Raw genomic sequence first — 17,507 nt, 5'->3', positions numbered from 1 at the left:
TAACCAGGATATTTAGAATAACAGAGGTGTTCACATGGAGACAAAACACAACATGGTAAAACAAGCCATTAAAACGAAAATAATGGATGGCACTTTTTTGCCAAACCAAAAAATAAGCTCTGAAAGCGAGTTAATGAAGCAATTCAATGTCAGCCGCCATACGGTTCGTTTAGCAATCGGCGACTTGGTGAATCAAGGCTGGTTGTATCGCGAGCAGGGAGCAGGCACTTTTTGTGCAGACCGGTCTTTGGAAGATAATCGAAGTAAAAATCCCCAAAAAAATATAGCAATCATTACTACCTACATATCCGATTACATCTTTCCTTCCATTATTCGAGGGGCGGAATCCTATCTAAGTGAACAGGGATATCAAGTCAGTTTATTCAGCACCAACAACGACCATGAAAACGAGAGGGCTTTGTTGGAGCGAATGATAGAACAAAAATTCGACGGAATAATTATTGAGCCTACTAAAAGTGCCTATTCCAACCCAAATTTAAATTACTTTTTAAACCTTGAACACATAAAGATCCCTTATATTATGATTAATGCCTATTATGATGAGTTAGAACCTGTCAGCCTCGTTATGGATGATGAAAGAGGCGGATATCTTCAAACCGATCATCTTATCCGATTGGGCCATAAAGAAATTGTAGGCTTGTTTAAGACAGATGATATTCAGGGAACGCTTCGGATGAAAGGGTATTTAAAGGCGCACCGCGGAAATCAGCTTTCTGTGAACCCCAAAAATATACTCATGTATAATACCGATGAAAAGGACGATAAGCCTATCAGCTTTCTGGAGGATCTGTTGTCTGCAGATAACTCATTGCCGACTGCAATTGTATGTTATAACGATGAATTGGCTATTAAGCTGCTGGATGTACTGAGGCAAAAGAAATTGCGTGTACCGGAAGATATATCTATCGTAGGCTATGATGATTCGTTTTTAGCCCAGGTTTCCGAAGTGAAGCTCACGACTATTTCACACCCGAAGACAGAGATGGGGAAAAAAGCAGGCCAAATGATTGTTGACTTGATTAAAAGTAAAAAAGGCAGCAAAAGGGCAAATGAAGAGATGAGCACTTATGTGTTTGAGCCTGACTTAATAATTCGCAGCTCTACAGCAGAGTTAAAGAAAGAAAAAGAAATAACTTCATAGTTAGAAACGGAAAGTCTTTCAGAAAACTTGTGCAGACAAAGTGCCGGTTGTTTTGAAGGGCTTTTTTTCATTCTTGCGGGGAATGCAGAGACAGAGAAGGAGTGTGTCTTTGTTTAATCGCAGCACTTAAAATAATTGCGGTATGTATCTAATCAGCGTTTTAAAATATCGTCGATTTATTTGTTGAAAAAGTTATTGTAAAAGTTGGAAGATTTATATATAATCAAACTAGCATCACTTATACGTACAAATTTTAAGGAAGATGAGGTTTTTCTGGAAGTCATTTAATAAGTGGCATGGAAGGCAGGGGCGAGCTGTTTTTCTCTTCATTTATGAAAGCGCTGTCTTTACGTACCAAAGAATATTCAGGGGGTGGTGTCATTTAGCGGGATATGCATAACAAAATAATGGAAGCGCTTTATCAATTAAGAGCAGGGGGGAAAATAATGAAGAGCAATTACTTAATGTTCATGATCTTTGGTCTGGCTGCATTGTTTTTAGTGGGTTGTAATAGTGAGGAATCAAGCTCCCAGGGAGCGGAAGAAACCCAAGTTGTCGGTGAAGATATTGAAGGAGCAACCGAATTGAGCTATTGGACATTCACAGAGCTTCATATGGACTTTTTTAAGGATGCCGTAGAGCGTTGGAACGAAGAGTATCCCGATAAACCGATTAAACTGACTGCCGAAACGTTTCCATATGATCAGATGCATAACAACTTGCTGCTGGCATTGCAATCAGGGGAAGGAGCTCCGGATATTGTCGATATAGAAATCAGCCGGTTTCCTAATTATCTGGCAGGCGAGCCACAACTGTTGCCAATGAATGAATATGTAGAACCGGTAATCGATGACTTTATTGCATCTCGATTTGAGGTTTATTCTAAGGACGGCCAATATTATGGCATGCCTACTCATGTAGGCGCGACTGTGATGTATTACAACAAAGAAATCATGGATGAAGCTGGCGTTGATATTGATTCAATCAAGACATGGGATGATTACGTGGAAGCGGGTAAACAGGTAGTTGCCAACACGGATGCAGTTATGACTACTGTTCCTACTGCGGACTATATCCCCTATTGGTCGATGATATCGCAACAGGGGTCCGACTTTGCTAATGAAACGGGCGACATGACCATTGCAAATGAAACAAATATAAAAACGCTTCAATTTCTGCAGGATATGATTTATGAACATGAAATTGCCGAGTTGACGCCAGGCGGAGAGCCTCATGCCGAAGAATTTTATTCCTACATGAATGAAGGCGGAGCTGCCTCATTAGTAATGCCGATGTGGTATATGGGGCGATTCCTTGACTATATGCCCGAGTTATCAGGAAAAATGGCAATTCGCCCGCTTCCGGCTTGGGAAGAAGGCGGAAACCGTTCTGCCGGTATGGGAGGGACAGGAACGGTTGCCACCAACCAAACCGAGCACCCCGAGTTAGCCAAGGAATTTTTAGCGTATGCAAAGCTCACTGAAGAGGCTAACATCGCCCTATGGGAAGTACTAGGTTTTGACCCGCCTCGTTGGACGGTTTGGGAGGATCCTGCACTATTAGAGGATAACAAGTATTACCAATATTTCAGTAATGAAATCTTCGATACGTTGCTTGGGGTTAGAGAAGAAATCAATGCTGTCAATATAACCCCCCGGACTCCTGCCGTGGCAACAGAAATAAACACGAATGTATTTGATAGTGTGCTTAGGCAACAGTCACAAACGCCAGAAGAGGCACTGAAAAAAGCTCAAGAAGCAGTGGAAAGCCAATAACCAATAATAAGTTGCGAGGTATGAAAAGTATCTTGCAACTTACTGATATCTCGTGAAAGGACTTTCATTGGCCGTCTGCTTCCAGAAGTGCTTATACGTACAAATATTAAGCTGCCTAGAAAAAATACGAAAAAAGGAGTGGTAGTATTGTCAGCCCCATTAAAAGCAAAAATGATTTTAGATAAAAATTATAAGATCGCCAAGGTGGATGAGCGAATTTATGGTTCATTCATTGAGCATCTTGGCAGAGCGGTTTATGGAGGAGTCTATGAATCTGATCATCCGGAGGCGGATGATCAGGGATTTCGCAAGGATGTTATCGATTTGGTTAAGGAGCTGCAAGTCCCAATTATCAGATATCCAGGCGGTAATATGGTGTCAGCCTATAATTGGGAAGACGGAGTTGGGCCAAAAAACGATCGTCCCCGGCGCTTGGAGCTGGCTTGGCGGACAATCGAAACAAATGAGGTAGGCACAAATGAATTTGCTGACTGGGCACAGAAAGTGAATTCTCAAGTAATGATGGCAGTTAATTTAGGAACCAGAGGTATTGATGCAGCCAGAAATCTTTTAGAATATACTAACCACCCAGGAGGAACATACTGGAGTGACTTAAGGAAGTCGCATGGATATGAAGCTCCCCACAATATTAAAACATGGTGCCTTGGCAATGAGATGGACGGCCCGTGGCAAATCGGCCATAAAACAGCAGATGAATATGGAAGAATAGCTGCGGAGACTGCGAAAGCCATGCGTTTAGTTGATCCATCGATTGAATTAGTGGCCTGTGGAAGTTCTAATACCCAAATGCCTACCTTTGCAGAGTGGGAAGCAACTACTTTAGATCACACTTATGAGCATGTTGATTATATATCGCTGCATCAATACTACGGGAATCATGAGAATGATCCAGCGAATTACTTGGCAAAAAATATAGATATGGATCACTTTATAAAAACAGTTATTTCCATTTGTGATTATATAAAAGCAAAACACCGCAGTAAGAAGACGATAAACCTAAGCTTTGATGAATGGAATGTCTGGTACCATTCGAGTGAGGCTGACAAACAACTGGAGCCCTGGTTGATAGCGCCGCCTCAATTAGAGGATGTGTACAATTTTGAAGATGCCCTCTTAGTTGGCAGTATGCTGATTACTTTTTTGCAGCACGCTGACAGAGTGAAGATGGCTTGTATGGCACAGCTAGTGAATGTTATTGCTCCAATTATGACGGAGAATAACGGCCGTGCATGGAAGCAGACGATCTATTACCCATACATGCATACATCTGTTTATGGACGGGGTGTATCCCTAAAACCAATTTTGTCCTCTCCAAAGTATGACAGCAAAGATTTCACAGATGTTCCTTACATTGACTGCGCTGCTGTTTATAATGAAGAAGCAGAAGAGCTCACTTTGTTTATGGTGAATAAGCATTTGGAGGAATCAATACCTCTTTCGTGTGACATAAGAAGCTTTGAAAATTTTCGAATCATTGGACATACCGTTTTGGAAAATGACGACTTGAAAGCAGTTAACACGGCTGCAAAGCAAGCGGTCGTCCCTCATGGAAAAGGGAATTCCAAAGTGGATGATGGTGCCCTTGAAATAATATTGCCTAAAACATCATGGAATGTTATCCGTTTAAAGAAAGATATATAAGGGATACCTTGTGGAAGTCGCTTGATAAGCTGCATTTACAATCGAAAAAGTCTGTGAATAAAAGTATTTCCTAAGGAGAGTTTTCTATGTCGCCATCCTCTGCAAATGCGAAAAAAACTATAGAGCCTGTGAACGGATCGGATAATTTCAAACTTCGCAAACGGGGGCCTGAACGTCCCAACTCTGCCCAAAAAGGCCCAAACAAGTTTTTTAAGTTTTTAAATTCTAAAAAAGTAGCTCCATATATATTTGTAGCTCCCTTTTTGATTTCCTTTTTAATTCTATCGCTTTACCCAGCTATTCAGGCTATCATCATGAGTTTTCAGAGTATATTGCCTGGTCAGGTAACGTTTATCGGATTAGAAAATTATGCAAGAATTCCTAACCCAACATTCTACCGGGCCTTATTTAATACGACGGTTTACGTTGTGATGACCGTCGCAATTTTGGTAGCAGTCCCGATTTTGCTATCAGCATTTCTCAATTCAAGTCTAGTAAAATTTAAAACATTTTTCAGAGCTTCCTTATTTGTTCCGGCATTAGCTTCTATTATTGTATCCGGGATGGTCTTTCGATTAATGTTCGGAGAAACCGATACAGCAGCCGCTAACCAATTTCTTGGCTGGCTGGGTATTGGCTCCGTTGATTGGAGATATGAAAGCTGGTCTGCCATGTTTTTACTAGTTTTGCTAACTTCCTGGCGCTGGATGGGTGTGAATATTTTATATTTCCTTGCTGCCCTGCAAAATGTGCCTAAGGAGTTATACGAAGCAGCCGATATAGATGGCGCTACGGCTGTGCAAAAGTTTCGGTTTGTAACTCTGCCCTTTTTAAAGCCGGTGACCATTTTTGTTACCACTATAACGATCATTAACGGGTTTCGTATGTTTGAAGAAAGCTTTGTATTCTGGGAAGCCGGTTCACCAGGCAATATCGGATTAACTATTGTCGGTTACCTTTATCAACAAGGGATCCAGCAAAATAACATGGGGTTTGGAGCAGCTATAGGTGTGATTCTGATGTTAATTATCTTTGTTATTAGTTTTATCCAGCTTATTCTCACTGGAGCTTTCAAAAAAGGAGATGAGTAGATGAAAAATAATAATAAACGTAATAACAGAATGCTAAAGTGGATAGTTAACATTAGTTTTTTTGTGATATCTTTCATTGCCTTATTTCCCATCATTAGCTTGCTGATATCCTCTTTCAGGCCTTCTTCCATTCTTATGAGAGATGGCATCAGTTTAACATTTGATTTAAATACATTAAATATAAATAACTATCAGTTTATATTCACGCAAGCTGCCGATTACTGGCAGTGGTATGGAAATAGTCTGGTGATTTCTGCTGTCACCATTGTATTATCGCTTTTCTTCTCCTCTATGGTTGGTTATGCATTAGCGGTCTATGACTTCAAAGGAAGAAACTTCTTTTTCATCCTGGTCTTGTTTATATTAATGGTACCTTTTGAAATATTAATGCTGCCGCTTTATCAATTAATGATCAGCACTAAGTTAATAAATACTTATACAGCTGTCATATTGCCAATGGTGGTTGCTCCAATCGCGGTCTTCTTTTTCAGGCAATATGCACTCGGGCTGCCGAAGGAGTTAATGGACTCCGCAAGAATAGATGGAGCAACAGAGTATGGAATATTTTTCAGAATCATGATGCCGCTCATGCTTCCATCCTTCGCAGCTATGGGGATTTTACAAGGTCTGGGCAGCTGGAATAACTTTTTATGGCCCTTAATTGTTTTAAGATCAAATGATATGTTTACGCTGCCGCTCGGTTTAGCCACACTACTGACACCGTACGGGAATAATTATGATATTCTGATTGCCGGTTCTGTTATGACAGTTGTGCCGATTCTGATATTGTTTATTTTTTTCCAGCGCTACTTTGTGGAGGGTCTTACCGTTGGCGGAGTGAAAGGGTAAATAACCAAAAGGTGGTCATTAACCATGAATGGAAGAGGAGTCATTTCCACGCTTGATGTCATTCTTCATTGGATAACAAGACTAGTTGTCGTTAATCTCTTATGGATATGTTATTCTCTAGCCGGTCTGCTTATATTTGGTATTTTTCCTGCTACCGCAGCAGTTTTCGGTATCACCAGGAAATGGCTGATGGGAGATTATGAGGTTTCCATCTGGAAGACTTTCAAAAAAATATATTGGCAGGACTTTATTCCTGCCAATATAATCGGGTGGATTATCTCTATTTTAGGCGGCGTACTTTATTTGAATTTCCGAATTATCAGTGGTGCAGAAGGGGAACTATCGATAGTCGTCCCCTTTGCTTTTTATGTACTATTATTTTTTTATGCGATTACATTAATATGGTGTTTTCCATTGCTGGCCCACTATAAAGGAACATGTCTTCAACATTTAAAGAATGCATTTATCATAGGATTTGTTAAAATCCATTACACGCTTACCAGCGGGCTAATTCTATGTGCCATCATCTATTTTTCATTAGAATTCCCGGGAATTATTCCATTTTTTACGGTAAGCCTGACAGCTGTTTGTTGGATGTGGTTTGCATTGCAGATTTTTGCCAAGGTAGACCATAGAATGTCGTAATCTGCTGTATATACCCGGTGGGTTATGGCCCGTTTGCAGGAACAATGAACGGTGAATTAGCGCTTAATAGCATAGTGAGGGTGGCGGGAAACCAGGATACAGTGGAAAGGAAGTGGTGCAAATGAATAAAGTGATCATAAATATGGACGTCGAACAGGCAACCATTAATAAAAATATATACGGACACTTTGCTGAACATTTGGGAAGGGGTATTTATGAAGGCATTTGGGTAGGAGAAGATTCCGCCATTGCTAATACAAAAGGGATTAGAAATGATGTACTGGAAGCACTGAAAAAGCTCGATATTCCGGTGCTTAGATGGCCGGGCGGGTGTTTCGCCGATGAATATCATTGGAAAGACGGCGTAGGTCCTAGAGAAGACCGCAAGCGTATGGTAAATACCCATTGGGGCGGTGTAGTAGAAAACAATCATTTTGGTACGCATGAGTTTATGCTTTTGTGTGAGTTGCTAGGTGCCGAACCATACATATGCGGAAATGTTGGAAGCGGCACTGTCCAGGAAATGTCAGAATGGGTGGAATATATCACCTTTAATGGGGAATCACCTATGGCCAATTGGCGGGCGGAAAATGGAAAAAAGGATCCTTGGAAGCTGAATTATTTTGGGGTAGGAAATGAGAGTTGGGGCTGCGGCGGGAATATGCGTCCGGAATATTATGCAGATTTGTACCGGCGTTATCAAACGTTTGTGAAAAATTACGGAGATAACAACATATACAAGATAGCAGGCGGTGCTAACGTTGATGACTATCGTTGGACAGAAGTAATGATGAGAGAGGCGGGCTCTTTAATGGATGGTTTGAGCCTTCATTATTACACAATACCAGGCGACTTTTGGCTAGGTAAAGGATCTGCTGTAGATTTTACCGGTGATGAATGGCAAGTAACCATGAAAAAGGCGCTTCATATCGATGAATTGATTAGCAAGCATGCCGTGATAATGGATCGGTATGATCCGGAAAAGCGGGTGGGAATGATCATTGATGAATGGGGGACATGGTTCGATGTCGAGCCGGGCACGAACCCAGGCTTTCTTTATCAACAGAACACGATAAGAGATGCGCTTGTGGCTGGTGTCAGTTTAAATATATTTAATAATCACTCGGATCGCGTCCAAATGGCTAATATTGCCCAAACAATCAATGTCCTGCAGGCCATGATATTGACAGATGGTGATAGTATGCTGCTAACTCCTACGTATCACGTGTTTGAAATGTTCAAAGTTCATCAAGGAGCAGCCAGGCTGCTTGTAGATGCTTCTGTGGAAGCGCTGAACTGCGGCGAAGAGGCTTTTCCGCGGATAAACGTATCCGCTTCAAAAAATCACCAGGGGCATGTCCATGTCAGCTTATGTAATATGGATTACTCTCAGGATGCAGATGTAACCGTTGATTTGCGGGGCGGTCAGCCCGCAAAGGTACAGGGGCGGGTTTTAACAGCGGATACCATCAATGCCCGAAACACGTTTGAAGAGCCAGACCTGGTAAAGCCGGCTGCCTTTGAAGATTTTACAAAGGATGGCAACAGCTTGAAGATCCATTTGCCAGCCAAATCGGTTGTCGTTTTATCAATCAGGGATTAGTAGTGAGGTTTGCCAGGGAACTTTTATAGTAATAAAAGGGAGTGTATGCAGCTTGAATGAGATAAAACAATTAGTGAAACAAGTGAAGGATAGTAACGTAGAATTGCCGCTGACCGAAGTAAAGAAAGACTCCATTTACTCCATCCCTGCTTATTTAAAATCTCTTGGCTTTAACCGCATTGTACTGACAGCAGACAGTAATACAATGGAGGCTGCTGGGAGTGAGTTAGCGGCGGTGCTCCAACAAGAAGCGATTGAAGCCAATGTGGTGCTATTGCCGGCAAACAAACATGGACAGGTACTTGCAGATGAAGAAACAATCATTGAGGTAATGGTCGGGACTACGGAGGAAACCGACGCTATCCTGGCTGTCGGAACAGGAACTATTCATGACATTGTCCGGTTTGTCAGCTGTAAAATGAATAAGCCGTTTATTTCTGTGCCAACGGCAGCTTCAGTAGATGGCTTTACTTCAAAGGGCGCCCCCTTGATTCTCAAAGGGATAAAAAAAACCATTCAAACTACTGCTCCGATTGCTGTGTTTGCTGATATACGAATTTTAATGAAGGCGCCTAAGGAGCTTAATGCGGCTGGAACAGGCGACATATTAGGAAAATATACATCGCTGTTAGATTGGAAGATTTCCAGCTTAATTGGCGGTGAACCCTATCATCCATTGGCGGCCGAGTTGACCAGACAATCATTGGAGAAGTGCATGGCCAACCTTGAACAAATAGGTAAAGGAGAGGAAAAGGGCTTAACTGTTCTGATTCATTCCCTGCTTGAATCAGGATTGGTGATGCAAGTGCTCAATCACTCAAGGCCCGCCTCGGGAGGGGAGCACCATCTGTCCCACCACTGGGAAATCAATTTATTGAAAAGAGATGCAAAACAATTGCTTCATGGAGCAAAGGTAGGAGTAGCGGCCGTCATTGTTACTGATATGTATAAACGATGGGCACAGCAATGGAGCATTGACACTATTCCGGGAAATTCACCATATAAGCAGCAATTAAATGAACATTGGCCGGAAATAAAGGCCGCGATAGAGGAGCTGCCGGAGCCGGATCAATTACAAAATTTTTTGAAAACAGCCGGGGGTCCGGCATCTGTCGAAGAGCTTGGTCTCCCCGATTCCTTCATACAGGCAAGCTTAAACGAGGCTTATCAGTTACGTAACAGGTGTACAGGATTGTTTTTGATCAATAAATTAAAGCGATCACCGCTCGTGTATCATTCAAGTGACGGGTCCATTTAAGACGCAATCATTTTTTCTAAGAAACGGGCAGTAAGGAAGCCTTTCCTGACGAGGGACCAAAACTATTCGGTTAGTAGAATAATAGGCAAGTAGATGCGAATGAGTTTACAAGTACGTACAACTTATTCGTATTTTTTGTTGTATTCATTGTAAAAACTCCTCTAAATTAAGGTTTTTTGTCGTTATTTGAAAATTAAGCCAATAATTTGTTGCATATTGAAAGCGCTTATTTTATAATTTATGTACGTACAAGTTGTTGTTAGTTTTGCAAGGTGGTGGGTAAGTCTACCATTATACTTTTGTAAGCGTTATATTTGCTGGCGGGTAACCTCGCTAAAAGGAAAAAAGAGGGGGATTAAGAATGAAGAAACTATTTTTTGCTGCACTTGTCCTGGTATTTATTTTAACTGCTTGCGGAAGCAGCGGTACGGCAGGAGGCGAAGGTGAAGGGGACAAAACAGTAGGAATTGCCATGCCTACAAAGTCTTCGGAAAGATGGGTCCGCGACGGAGAAAATATGGTAGAGCAGTTTGAGGAACTAGGTTATGAAACTGATTTGCAATATGCAGAGGATGTTGTTGAAAATCAAGTTTCACAAATTGAAAACATGATAACAAAAGGTGTCGATCTATTGGTTATTGCTTCCATTGATGGTGAAGCTTTGACAGATGTCTTAGAACAAGCAGAGAGGTCTAATATCCCTGTCATTGCTTATGACCGACTGATCATGAACAGCAATCATGTCAGTTATTATGCTACCTTTGATAACTTTCAGGTCGGTGTGCTGCAGGGTAAATACTTAGAGGAAAAGTTGGGTCTTGCTGATGGCAAAGAGGGTCCTTTCTATATCGAATTGTATGGGGGATCTCCGGATGATAATAATGCCTACTTTTTCTGGGATGGCGCTATGTCTATTCTCCAGCCTTATATTGATGAAGGAAAGCTGATTGTGCCAAGCGGCCAAACTGACTTCAGTCAAGCAGCAACACTGCGGTGGAGCGGATCAGAGGCGCAGGAAAGGATGGATAATATCCTTAGTGCGCATTATTCAGACAAGAACATAGATGCAGTCTATTCACCGTATGATGGCATTAGTATTGGAGTTATTTCCTCTTTAAAAGCGGTCGGGTACGGAACTGACGATAAACCGCTTCCTATCATTACCGGTCAGGATGCAGAAACTGCTTCGATTAAATCGATTAAAGCAGGCGAGCAAACGCAAACTGTGTTTAAGGATACAAGAACGCTAGCCGAACAAGCTGTTTCCATGGCTGACGCGGTTTTAAAAGGGGAAGAACCTGAAGTGAACGATACAGAAACTTATGATAACGGGGAAAAAGTAGTCCCTTCTTATCTAGTTGAACCTGTCTCTGTAGATGCCGCCAATTATGAAGAAGTGCTGATTGAGTCAGGCTACTATACAGAAGAAGCGTTAAAGTAAAAAGATAGCAAATAGATGATTTAGCTGCCAGCTAAGTCATCTATATCCTTTTGCAGGAGTGATAAGCGAATGACCGCCACAATCTTAAAAATGAAGAATATCACAAAGGAGTTTCCTGGAGTCAAAGCATTGGATGACGTAAACCTAGAGGTCCAAGAAGGAGAAATTCACGCGTTGGTTGGTGAGAATGGTGCTGGGAAGTCGACGTTGATGAAGGTATTGAGTGGTGTCCATCCTTCTAATAGTTATTCAGGGGATATTTTTTTTAAGGGGAAAAAATGCGAATTTAAAAACATCAATCAAAGTGAAGGCCTGGGGATAGTAATTATTCACCAGGAATTAGCTTTAATACCGGAGCTTTCCATAGCGGAAAACGTGTTTTTGGGCAACGAGCAAACCAATAAGGGCGTGATCAATTGGCATAAGACAACGGAAGCAACGATAAAGCTTTTAAACAAGGTGGGGCTCCAAATCAATCCTCAAGTACTTATAAAGAATATAGGAGTAGGTAAGCAGCAGCTTGTTGAGATAGCTAAAGCGTTATCGAAGGAAGTGGAGCTGCTGATTCTGGACGAGCCTACTGCTGCTCTTAACGAAGAGGACAGTGAGAATTTGCTAAATTTGTTAGTAGAATTTAAAAAGCAAGGAATTACTTCTATTTTAATCTCCCATAAGCTGAATGAGTTAATGGCAGTAGTTGATAATATCACTATTTTAAGGGATGGAAAAACGATTGAGACGCTGTCGATGGACAAAGATGCAGTCACCGAACACCGTATAATAAAAGGAATGGTCGGAAGAGATGTGGACGATCTTTATCCGGAAAGAACGGCGAAAATAGGTGAAACGGTTTTGGAAATTAAACAATGGAATGTGTTTGATCCAGAAAACCCTGCCAATAAAATGCTTGATGATGTCAACATTCATTTGAGGAAAGGTGAGATTGTCGGGATTGCCGGATTAATGGGTGCTGGGCGAACCGAATTGGCGATGAGCATCTTCGGAAAATCCTATGGGAAAAGTATTAGCGGGCAGATTGTGAAAGATGGAAAAGAAGTACAAATAAACAATGTCAACCAGGCGATTGAAAATGGTATGGCTTATGTTTCTGAAGATAGAAAAAAATATGGATTAGTGTTAAATGACAGTGTTCGGAAAAATTTGACTCTTTCCAATTTACGCAAGATTTCCGATAAAACAGTATTACATAAACATCAAGAGGTAAAGGAAGCTGAGAAATTAAAAGAAACGATGAATATTAAAACGCCTGACATTGAGCAGAAAACAGTGAACTTGAGCGGCGGAAATCAACAAAAAGTGGTATTGGGAAAATGGATTTTTACAGATCCGGATATTTTAATTTTAGATGAGCCGACTCGAGGCATTGATGTTGGTGCTAAGAATGAAATATATAAAATAATCAACGAACTTGCCGTCGATGGTAAAGGGGTTATCATGATCTCATCTGAGCTCCCAGAATTACTGGGCATGTGTGACCGGATTTATACATTATCTGAAGGTAATATAACAGGAGAATTTAATAGGAAAGATGCTGATCAAGAATTACTCATGACTTATATGACTCGTGGCAGGAGGTCTCGATAATGACAGAGTTAAAAGGATTGTTTTCGCAAAATATCAGAAGGTTCGGAATGGTTATTGCTTTAATTGGCATTGCTTTACTCTTTCAGATATTAACAGGAGGTATTTTGCTTACTCCTTTAAATATCACGAATATTATTATGCAAAATAGTTATATCATCGTTTTGGCAATTGGAATGACTCTGGTCATTATCACAGGGGAAATTGATTTATCGGTAGGATCTGTCGCAGCTTTTATTGGGGCTATTTCCGCCTATTTCATGATCAGCCTGGATATATCTGTGGCGATGGCAGTGATTTTATCATTGCTGATCGGAGCGCTGATTGGAGCATGGCAAGGTTTTTGGGTTGCCTACGTCAATGTTCCTGCATTTATCGTTACGCTGGCAGGTATGTTGATTTTTAGAGGATTAACCTTAATTGTGCTGGGAGGCAGGACGCTGGCCCCGTTCCCGGAAGGGTTGAGAACATTAAGTTCAGACTTTCTTCCAGACGTTTTAGGGGGGCAGACCGTCCATCTGCTTACACTCCTTCTAGGGTCCATTGCAGCCGTTCTCTATATAATCAATGAATGGAAACTTAGAAAAGACTATGTGAAGTTTAATTATAATATTATATCCTTGCCTTTATTTATTAGTAAGCTAGTTCTGATCACTTTAGTGATTTTAGTATTTTCATATGTGTTAGCTTTATATGCCGGGATACCTAATGTATTACTCATTCTTCTATTGCTGATTATCGGTTATAGTTTTTATATGAATAATACAACTACAGGACGTCATATTTACGCTGTAGGGGGGAATACCCATGCGGCACAGCTGTCAGGAATCAAGACTAAAAAGGTAACTTTCTGGGTTTTTGTTAATATGGGAATATTGTCGGCACTAGCCGGATTAATTTTTGCCGGCCGGCTGAACGCTGCTACTCCGCAGGCTGGAAACCTATTTGAATTAGATGCAATTGCTGCTGCTGTAATTGGAGGGGCTTCATTAGCTGGAGGTGTCGGAACAGTGGTTGGAGCAGTCATCGGAGCATTAATCATGGGTGTATTGAACAATGGAATGTCTATTCTTGGAATCGGGATTGACTGGCAGCAGGCGATTAAGGGTTTGGTGCTTCTGGCTGCGGTAGCCCTCGATATGATAAGTAAAAATAAATCACGATAAGGTTGTTAGTTAGAGTGCCCCTTTATTTACAGAAAGCAATATTTAGTTATAAGATAATGCCATGTCATCAGTGAAAAGGGGTATTTCGGTTGGATAATCAGTTAAGAAGTCTTGCGAACCAAATGAAACAAGCTGACTCCATCACGGTTTTAACCGGAGCAGGGGTTTCCACGGCAAGCGGAATACCAGATTTCCGCTCAGCAACAGGGATTTGGACAGAAGATCACTCCCGGGAATATTACATGTCCAGAGATTACTTCCATGATAATCCGGAGGACTTCTGGTTAAAGTACAAACAGATCTTCCGCTTGAAATTGTTAAAGAATTACGTACCCAATCATGTGCATCTTTTTCTGCGTGAGTTGGAACAGGAGGCGGGCAAACGTATCTCCATTGTGACACAGAATGTAGACGGGCTTCACAGTATGGCTGGCAATCGCCATGTAATTGAGTATCACGGCAACTTAAATACAGCAGCTTGTCTGACTTGCGGACGGAAATATGATTTGGAATATGTCATGAATCAGGAGATTCCACGGTGCTTAGAGCGTGGCTGCGGAGACGTCTTAAAACCGGATATTGTCCTGTTCGGCGATCCCATCACCCAGCATGAAGAAGCAGAAGCAGCTGTAGAAAAGGCCGATTTTTTGTTGGTGCTTGGCACCTCTCTGCTTGTATCTCCTTTTAATCTGCTTCCGCTTTATGCCCGCAGCTATAGAATCCCTTCAGGGTTGATTAACCGGGAAACTACCCCCATGGATGAACAGTTTGACTATGTCGTCCATAAGGACTTAAGCAAGGCTGTAAGCGAGCTGCAAATATGACAAGCTAAAAAGAAACAGGCTGTCGAGAGTCTCGACAGCCTGTTAATATTTATCAGCGATCATTTTAGCAGCATACTTCCGTGAACGCGGCCCGTCAAACTCGCAGAAGTAAACCCCTTGCCAGGTTCCTAGCATTAGTTTTCCATTTGAAATAATTAATGTCTGGGCATGGCCTACTGTACTGGTTTTTAAATGGGAAGCAGTATTACCTTCGCCATGGCGGTCATTGGGGTGCTCCCACGGGTAAATTTCATCAAGCCTCATCAGAAAGTCTGTTTTAACGTCTGGATCAGCATTTTCATTTACCGTTATGCCGGCAGTTGTATGAAGGGAAGAGACAATTAATATTCCTTCCTCGATTTTTTCATCTTTAATCCAGCGCTCTAGCTCTCTGGTAATATCAATCATTTGGGAATGACTGTCCGTATTGAGATGAAAGGTTTTATTCATTATTTTTACTCCTTCCTGTTAAGGGATTGTCTTGATTCTATATCCAATTTTGGCCGGAGAAAAACCAGGATGATTTATTAATAAAGTCTGATTACACTTTTTTCCTTACTGCTTTTCACTGCTGTTTCAAGTAGCTTTATCGTACGCAGCCCGTCTTCTGCAGGCACAGGGTTACTTGCTCCGTGGCGAAGGCAGTTATAAATGCCTTGATAATAAGCGGGGTAATTTCCCGGAATGGTTTTGATTGGTTTTTCCATTTCCTGTCCAGCTTCATTTACGTAAAGGGTGCCGTACCACTCCGGTTTGTCTTCTCCCCAATTTTTATTATCTGGCAGTTCTCCGGCAATTAACGCTGCTTCCTGGCCGTCAATCCCGTATTTAATAAAGCTGCCTTTACTGCCATGGATCAAATATTTCGGTCCTTGTTGTTTGACAATAGAGCCGCAGTGCAAAATTACCCGCATTCGCTGGTATCCGAGAATAATATGAAAGTAGTCATCGACTAAAGAAGCTTCGCGCTGGTTCCAGAGGTCGCAGAATACTTCTTGCGGTTCACCAAACAAATGAAGGGCCTGGTCAATCAGGTGGGAGCCTAAATCATATAGCATGCCTGATCCTTTTTGTTTTTGCTCGCGCCATTGATAGTTCGGTTCCGGATTGAAGCGGTCATAGTGGGCGATATACGTATTGATTGTTCCCAGGTTTTCATTATCGATTAATTCTTTGACCGTCAGGAAGTCACTGTCCCAGCGTCTGTTTTGGTAAACACTCAGCATCAGGTTGTTTTGTTTGGCTAAGTCGATCAACTCTTGCGCTTCCTTACTGGTGAGGACCATCGGTTTTTCCAGTACAACATGCTTGCCTGCTGATAAGCTGCGCTTGGCCATATCATAATGAAGGGTGTTTGGTGTCGTAATAATCACTAATTCAATGGTTTTATCGTCGAGTATTTCATCCAGTTTATCGACTACCTCAACAGCGCCGATATCTTTTCCGACTTCGCTGAATCGGGAGGTTAACACCTTGGTTATTTCGAATTGCCCGGAAACCTTCAATAAAGGCGCATGAAACACAGCTCCAGAAAAACCGTAGCCGACAAGGCCGACATTCACTTTATCCATGATATTTCCTCCTCGTTTATACAGTGTTTCTTTCTATTGTAACATGCAGTTTCAGCCATGCTTATTGTTAAGGCTTGACTATGGTAGACTGGGAATATGAAAATCAATTATTCAGAGGAGGAGCAGTCCATGAGTAGAAAGGCAATTCAAACAGATGCAGCCCCACAGGCAATCGGTCCTTATTCCCAAGCGATTGAAGCTGCCGGCTTTGTGTTTGTCTCTGGCCAGATTCCGATCGATCCGGCGACAGGAGAGGTTGTTGATGGGATTGAACAGCAGACAAACCAAGTGATGAAAAATCTCCAAGCCGTTTTGTCGGAGGCTGAGTTAACGTTTGCAGATGTCGCAAAGTTTACGATTTATATTACTTCCATGGAGGATTTCGCCAAGGTTAACGAAGAGTATGCAAAGTATCTGAGCAAGCCTTACCCAGCGAGAGCTACGGTAGAAGTAAGCAGGCTGCCAAAGGATGTCCGGATTGAAATGGATGTTTTGGCAGTAAGAGAATAACCGGAAAAAGAGGGTGGCCATAACATACCTCCATTTGTAATAACTGAACGATAACAGCATATGAAGGTTTAAAAGGCCATCTTAAAGTATTTAATTGATGACGCATGGGTGTAAATGGCGATGTAACAGTAGGTGATTCCTTAATAGTATCGGAAAGCGCTATTATTGCGCTACGGAAATACACTACGCTTTCCGCGGGCGGCTGGTGAGCCTCCTCGAGCTTGCGCTCTGCGGGGTCTCACCGAGGCCTTTCCTCCCGCAGGAGTCTCCGTGGATTTCCTCCGCTGAAAGTTTGTGTACTGTGTCATACGCAGACTTCAGGGAGAATCAGCACGAGTCTGATGCCCC

At 41.9% G+C, this 17,507-nt stretch carries 15 protein-coding genes; 13 read left to right on the top strand and 2 right to left on the bottom strand.

The window, feature by feature from the left end; all coding sequences use genetic code 11:
• Positions 1-34 precede the first annotated feature (34 nt).
• The 12 genes from BLR93_RS10585 to BLR93_RS10530 all read left to right on the top strand — a co-directional run bounded on the left by BLR93_RS10585 (position 35) and on the right by BLR93_RS10530 (position 15,078).
• Positions 35-1,162, top strand: coding sequence for a GntR family transcriptional regulator (locus tag BLR93_RS10585; RefSeq protein WP_093214149.1), 1,128 nt, complete (start codon positions 35-37; stop codon positions 1,160-1,162).
• A gap of 446 nt (positions 1,163-1,608) precedes the next feature.
• Positions 1,609-2,937 carry an ABC transporter substrate-binding protein gene (locus tag BLR93_RS10580; protein ID WP_093214147.1) on the top strand — a complete coding sequence of 443 codons (1,329 nt, stop codon included), beginning with the start codon at positions 1,609-1,611 and terminating at the stop codon, positions 2,935-2,937.
• Positions 2,938-3,084: 147 nt separating this feature from the next.
• Positions 3,085-4,599, top strand: a complete 1,515-nt coding sequence (gene arfA, locus BLR93_RS10575; protein ID WP_175559321.1) for an arabinosylfuranosidase ArfA — start codon at positions 3,085-3,087, stop codon at positions 4,597-4,599.
• 86 nt (positions 4,600-4,685) lie between these two features.
• On the top strand, positions 4,686-5,690 hold the full coding sequence (locus BLR93_RS10570) for a carbohydrate ABC transporter permease (protein ID WP_093214145.1): 1,005 nt from the start codon (positions 4,686-4,688) through the stop codon (positions 5,688-5,690).
• Positions 5,691-6,539, top strand: coding sequence for a carbohydrate ABC transporter permease (locus tag BLR93_RS10565; RefSeq protein WP_175559320.1), 849 nt, complete (start codon positions 5,691-5,693; stop codon positions 6,537-6,539).
• 24 nt (positions 6,540-6,563) lie between these two features.
• Entirely contained in the window at positions 6,564-7,184 is a 621-nt protein-coding gene (locus tag BLR93_RS10560; RefSeq protein WP_093214142.1) for a YesL family protein, read from the top strand.
• Between the two features lie 121 nt (positions 7,185-7,305).
• Complete coding sequence (locus BLR93_RS10555) at positions 7,306-8,787, top strand: alpha-N-arabinofuranosidase (protein WP_093214139.1); 1,482 nt, start codon at positions 7,306-7,308, stop codon at positions 8,785-8,787.
• A gap of 52 nt (positions 8,788-8,839) precedes the next feature.
• Positions 8,840-10,045, top strand: a complete 1,206-nt coding sequence (locus tag BLR93_RS10550) for a sn-glycerol-1-phosphate dehydrogenase (protein WP_175559319.1) — start codon at positions 8,840-8,842, stop codon at positions 10,043-10,045.
• A gap of 361 nt (positions 10,046-10,406) precedes the next feature.
• Positions 10,407-11,486, top strand: a complete 1,080-nt coding sequence (gene chvE, locus BLR93_RS10545; protein WP_093214133.1) for a multiple monosaccharide ABC transporter substrate-binding protein — start codon at positions 10,407-10,409, stop codon at positions 11,484-11,486.
• Between the two features lie 69 nt (positions 11,487-11,555).
• Positions 11,556-13,091, top strand: coding sequence for a multiple monosaccharide ABC transporter ATP-binding protein (gene mmsA / locus BLR93_RS10540; RefSeq protein WP_093214130.1), 1,536 nt, complete (start codon positions 11,556-11,558; stop codon positions 13,089-13,091).
• Positions 13,091-14,254: a multiple monosaccharide ABC transporter permease gene (gene mmsB, locus BLR93_RS10535; protein ID WP_093214127.1), complete on the top strand. Its 1,164-nt coding sequence runs from the start codon at positions 13,091-13,093 to the stop codon at positions 14,252-14,254. The genes mmsA and mmsB overlap by 1 nt, the downstream gene beginning before the upstream one ends.
• Before the next feature lie 89 nt (positions 14,255-14,343).
• A complete protein-coding gene (locus BLR93_RS10530) occupies positions 14,344-15,078 on the top strand; it encodes an NAD-dependent protein deacylase (protein WP_093214125.1) in 735 nt (244 codons plus the stop codon).
• Positions 15,079-15,120: 42 nt separating this feature from the next.
• Here BLR93_RS10530 and BLR93_RS10525 read toward each other — a convergent pair whose 3' ends face one another.
• Together BLR93_RS10525 and BLR93_RS10520 are read right to left on the bottom strand one after the other, a co-directional pair.
• Positions 15,121-15,528 (bottom strand): secondary thiamine-phosphate synthase enzyme YjbQ, encoded by a 408-nt coding sequence (locus BLR93_RS10525; protein WP_093214122.1) that lies wholly within the window; start codon positions 15,526-15,528, stop codon positions 15,121-15,123.
• Positions 15,529-15,605: 77 nt separating this feature from the next.
• Positions 15,606-16,649 carry an oxidoreductase gene (locus tag BLR93_RS10520; protein ID WP_093214119.1) on the bottom strand — a complete coding sequence of 348 codons (1,044 nt, stop codon included), beginning with the start codon at positions 16,647-16,649 and terminating at the stop codon, positions 15,606-15,608.
• Positions 16,650-16,778: 129 nt separating this feature from the next.
• Here BLR93_RS10520 and BLR93_RS10515 point away from each other — a divergent pair, with 129 nt between their 5' ends.
• Positions 16,779-17,159: a RidA family protein gene (locus BLR93_RS10515; RefSeq protein ID WP_093214118.1), complete on the top strand. Its 381-nt coding sequence runs from the start codon at positions 16,779-16,781 to the stop codon at positions 17,157-17,159.
• Positions 17,160-17,507: the final 348 nt, after the last annotated feature.

Origin of the sequence: Sediminibacillus albus, from assembly GCF_900101125.1 — a bacterium.
Taxonomy (GTDB): domain Bacteria; phylum Bacillota; class Bacilli; order Bacillales; family Amphibacillaceae; genus Sediminibacillus; species Sediminibacillus albus.
Note: the sequence above shows the minus strand (reverse complement) of the source record. Positions and strands in the feature narration are given on the sequence as shown.

What these genes read in the sequence shown, in the direction of transcription:
- BLR93_RS10585 (WP_093214149.1), top strand. Translation starts at nt 35, where the DNA reads ATGGAGACAAAACACAACATGGTAAAACAAGCCATTAAAACGAAAATA.
- BLR93_RS10580 (WP_093214147.1), top strand. Translation starts at nt 1,609, where the DNA reads ATGAAGAGCAATTACTTAATGTTCATGATCTTTGGTCTGGCTGCATTG.
- BLR93_RS10570 (WP_093214145.1), top strand. Translation starts at nt 4,686, where the DNA reads ATGTCGCCATCCTCTGCAAATGCGAAAAAAACTATAGAGCCTGTGAAC.
- BLR93_RS10565 (WP_175559320.1), top strand. Translation starts at nt 5,691, where the DNA reads ATGAAAAATAATAATAAACGTAATAACAGAATGCTAAAGTGGATAGTT.
- BLR93_RS10560 (WP_093214142.1), top strand. Translation starts at nt 6,564, where the DNA reads ATGAATGGAAGAGGAGTCATTTCCACGCTTGATGTCATTCTTCATTGG.
- BLR93_RS10555 (WP_093214139.1), top strand. Translation starts at nt 7,306, where the DNA reads ATGAATAAAGTGATCATAAATATGGACGTCGAACAGGCAACCATTAAT.
- chvE (WP_093214133.1), top strand. Translation starts at nt 10,407, where the DNA reads ATGAAGAAACTATTTTTTGCTGCACTTGTCCTGGTATTTATTTTAACT.
- mmsA (WP_093214130.1), top strand. Translation starts at nt 11,556, where the DNA reads ATGACCGCCACAATCTTAAAAATGAAGAATATCACAAAGGAGTTTCCT.
- mmsB (WP_093214127.1), top strand. Translation starts at nt 13,091, where the DNA reads ATGACAGAGTTAAAAGGATTGTTTTCGCAAAATATCAGAAGGTTCGGA.
- BLR93_RS10525 (WP_093214122.1), bottom strand. Translation starts at nt 15,528, where the DNA reads ATGAATAAAACCTTTCATCTCAATACGGACAGTCATTCCCAAATGATT.
- BLR93_RS10520 (WP_093214119.1), bottom strand. Translation starts at nt 16,649, where the DNA reads ATGGATAAAGTGAATGTCGGCCTTGTCGGCTACGGTTTTTCTGGAGCT.
- BLR93_RS10515 (WP_093214118.1), top strand. Translation starts at nt 16,779, where the DNA reads ATGAGTAGAAAGGCAATTCAAACAGATGCAGCCCCACAGGCAATCGGT.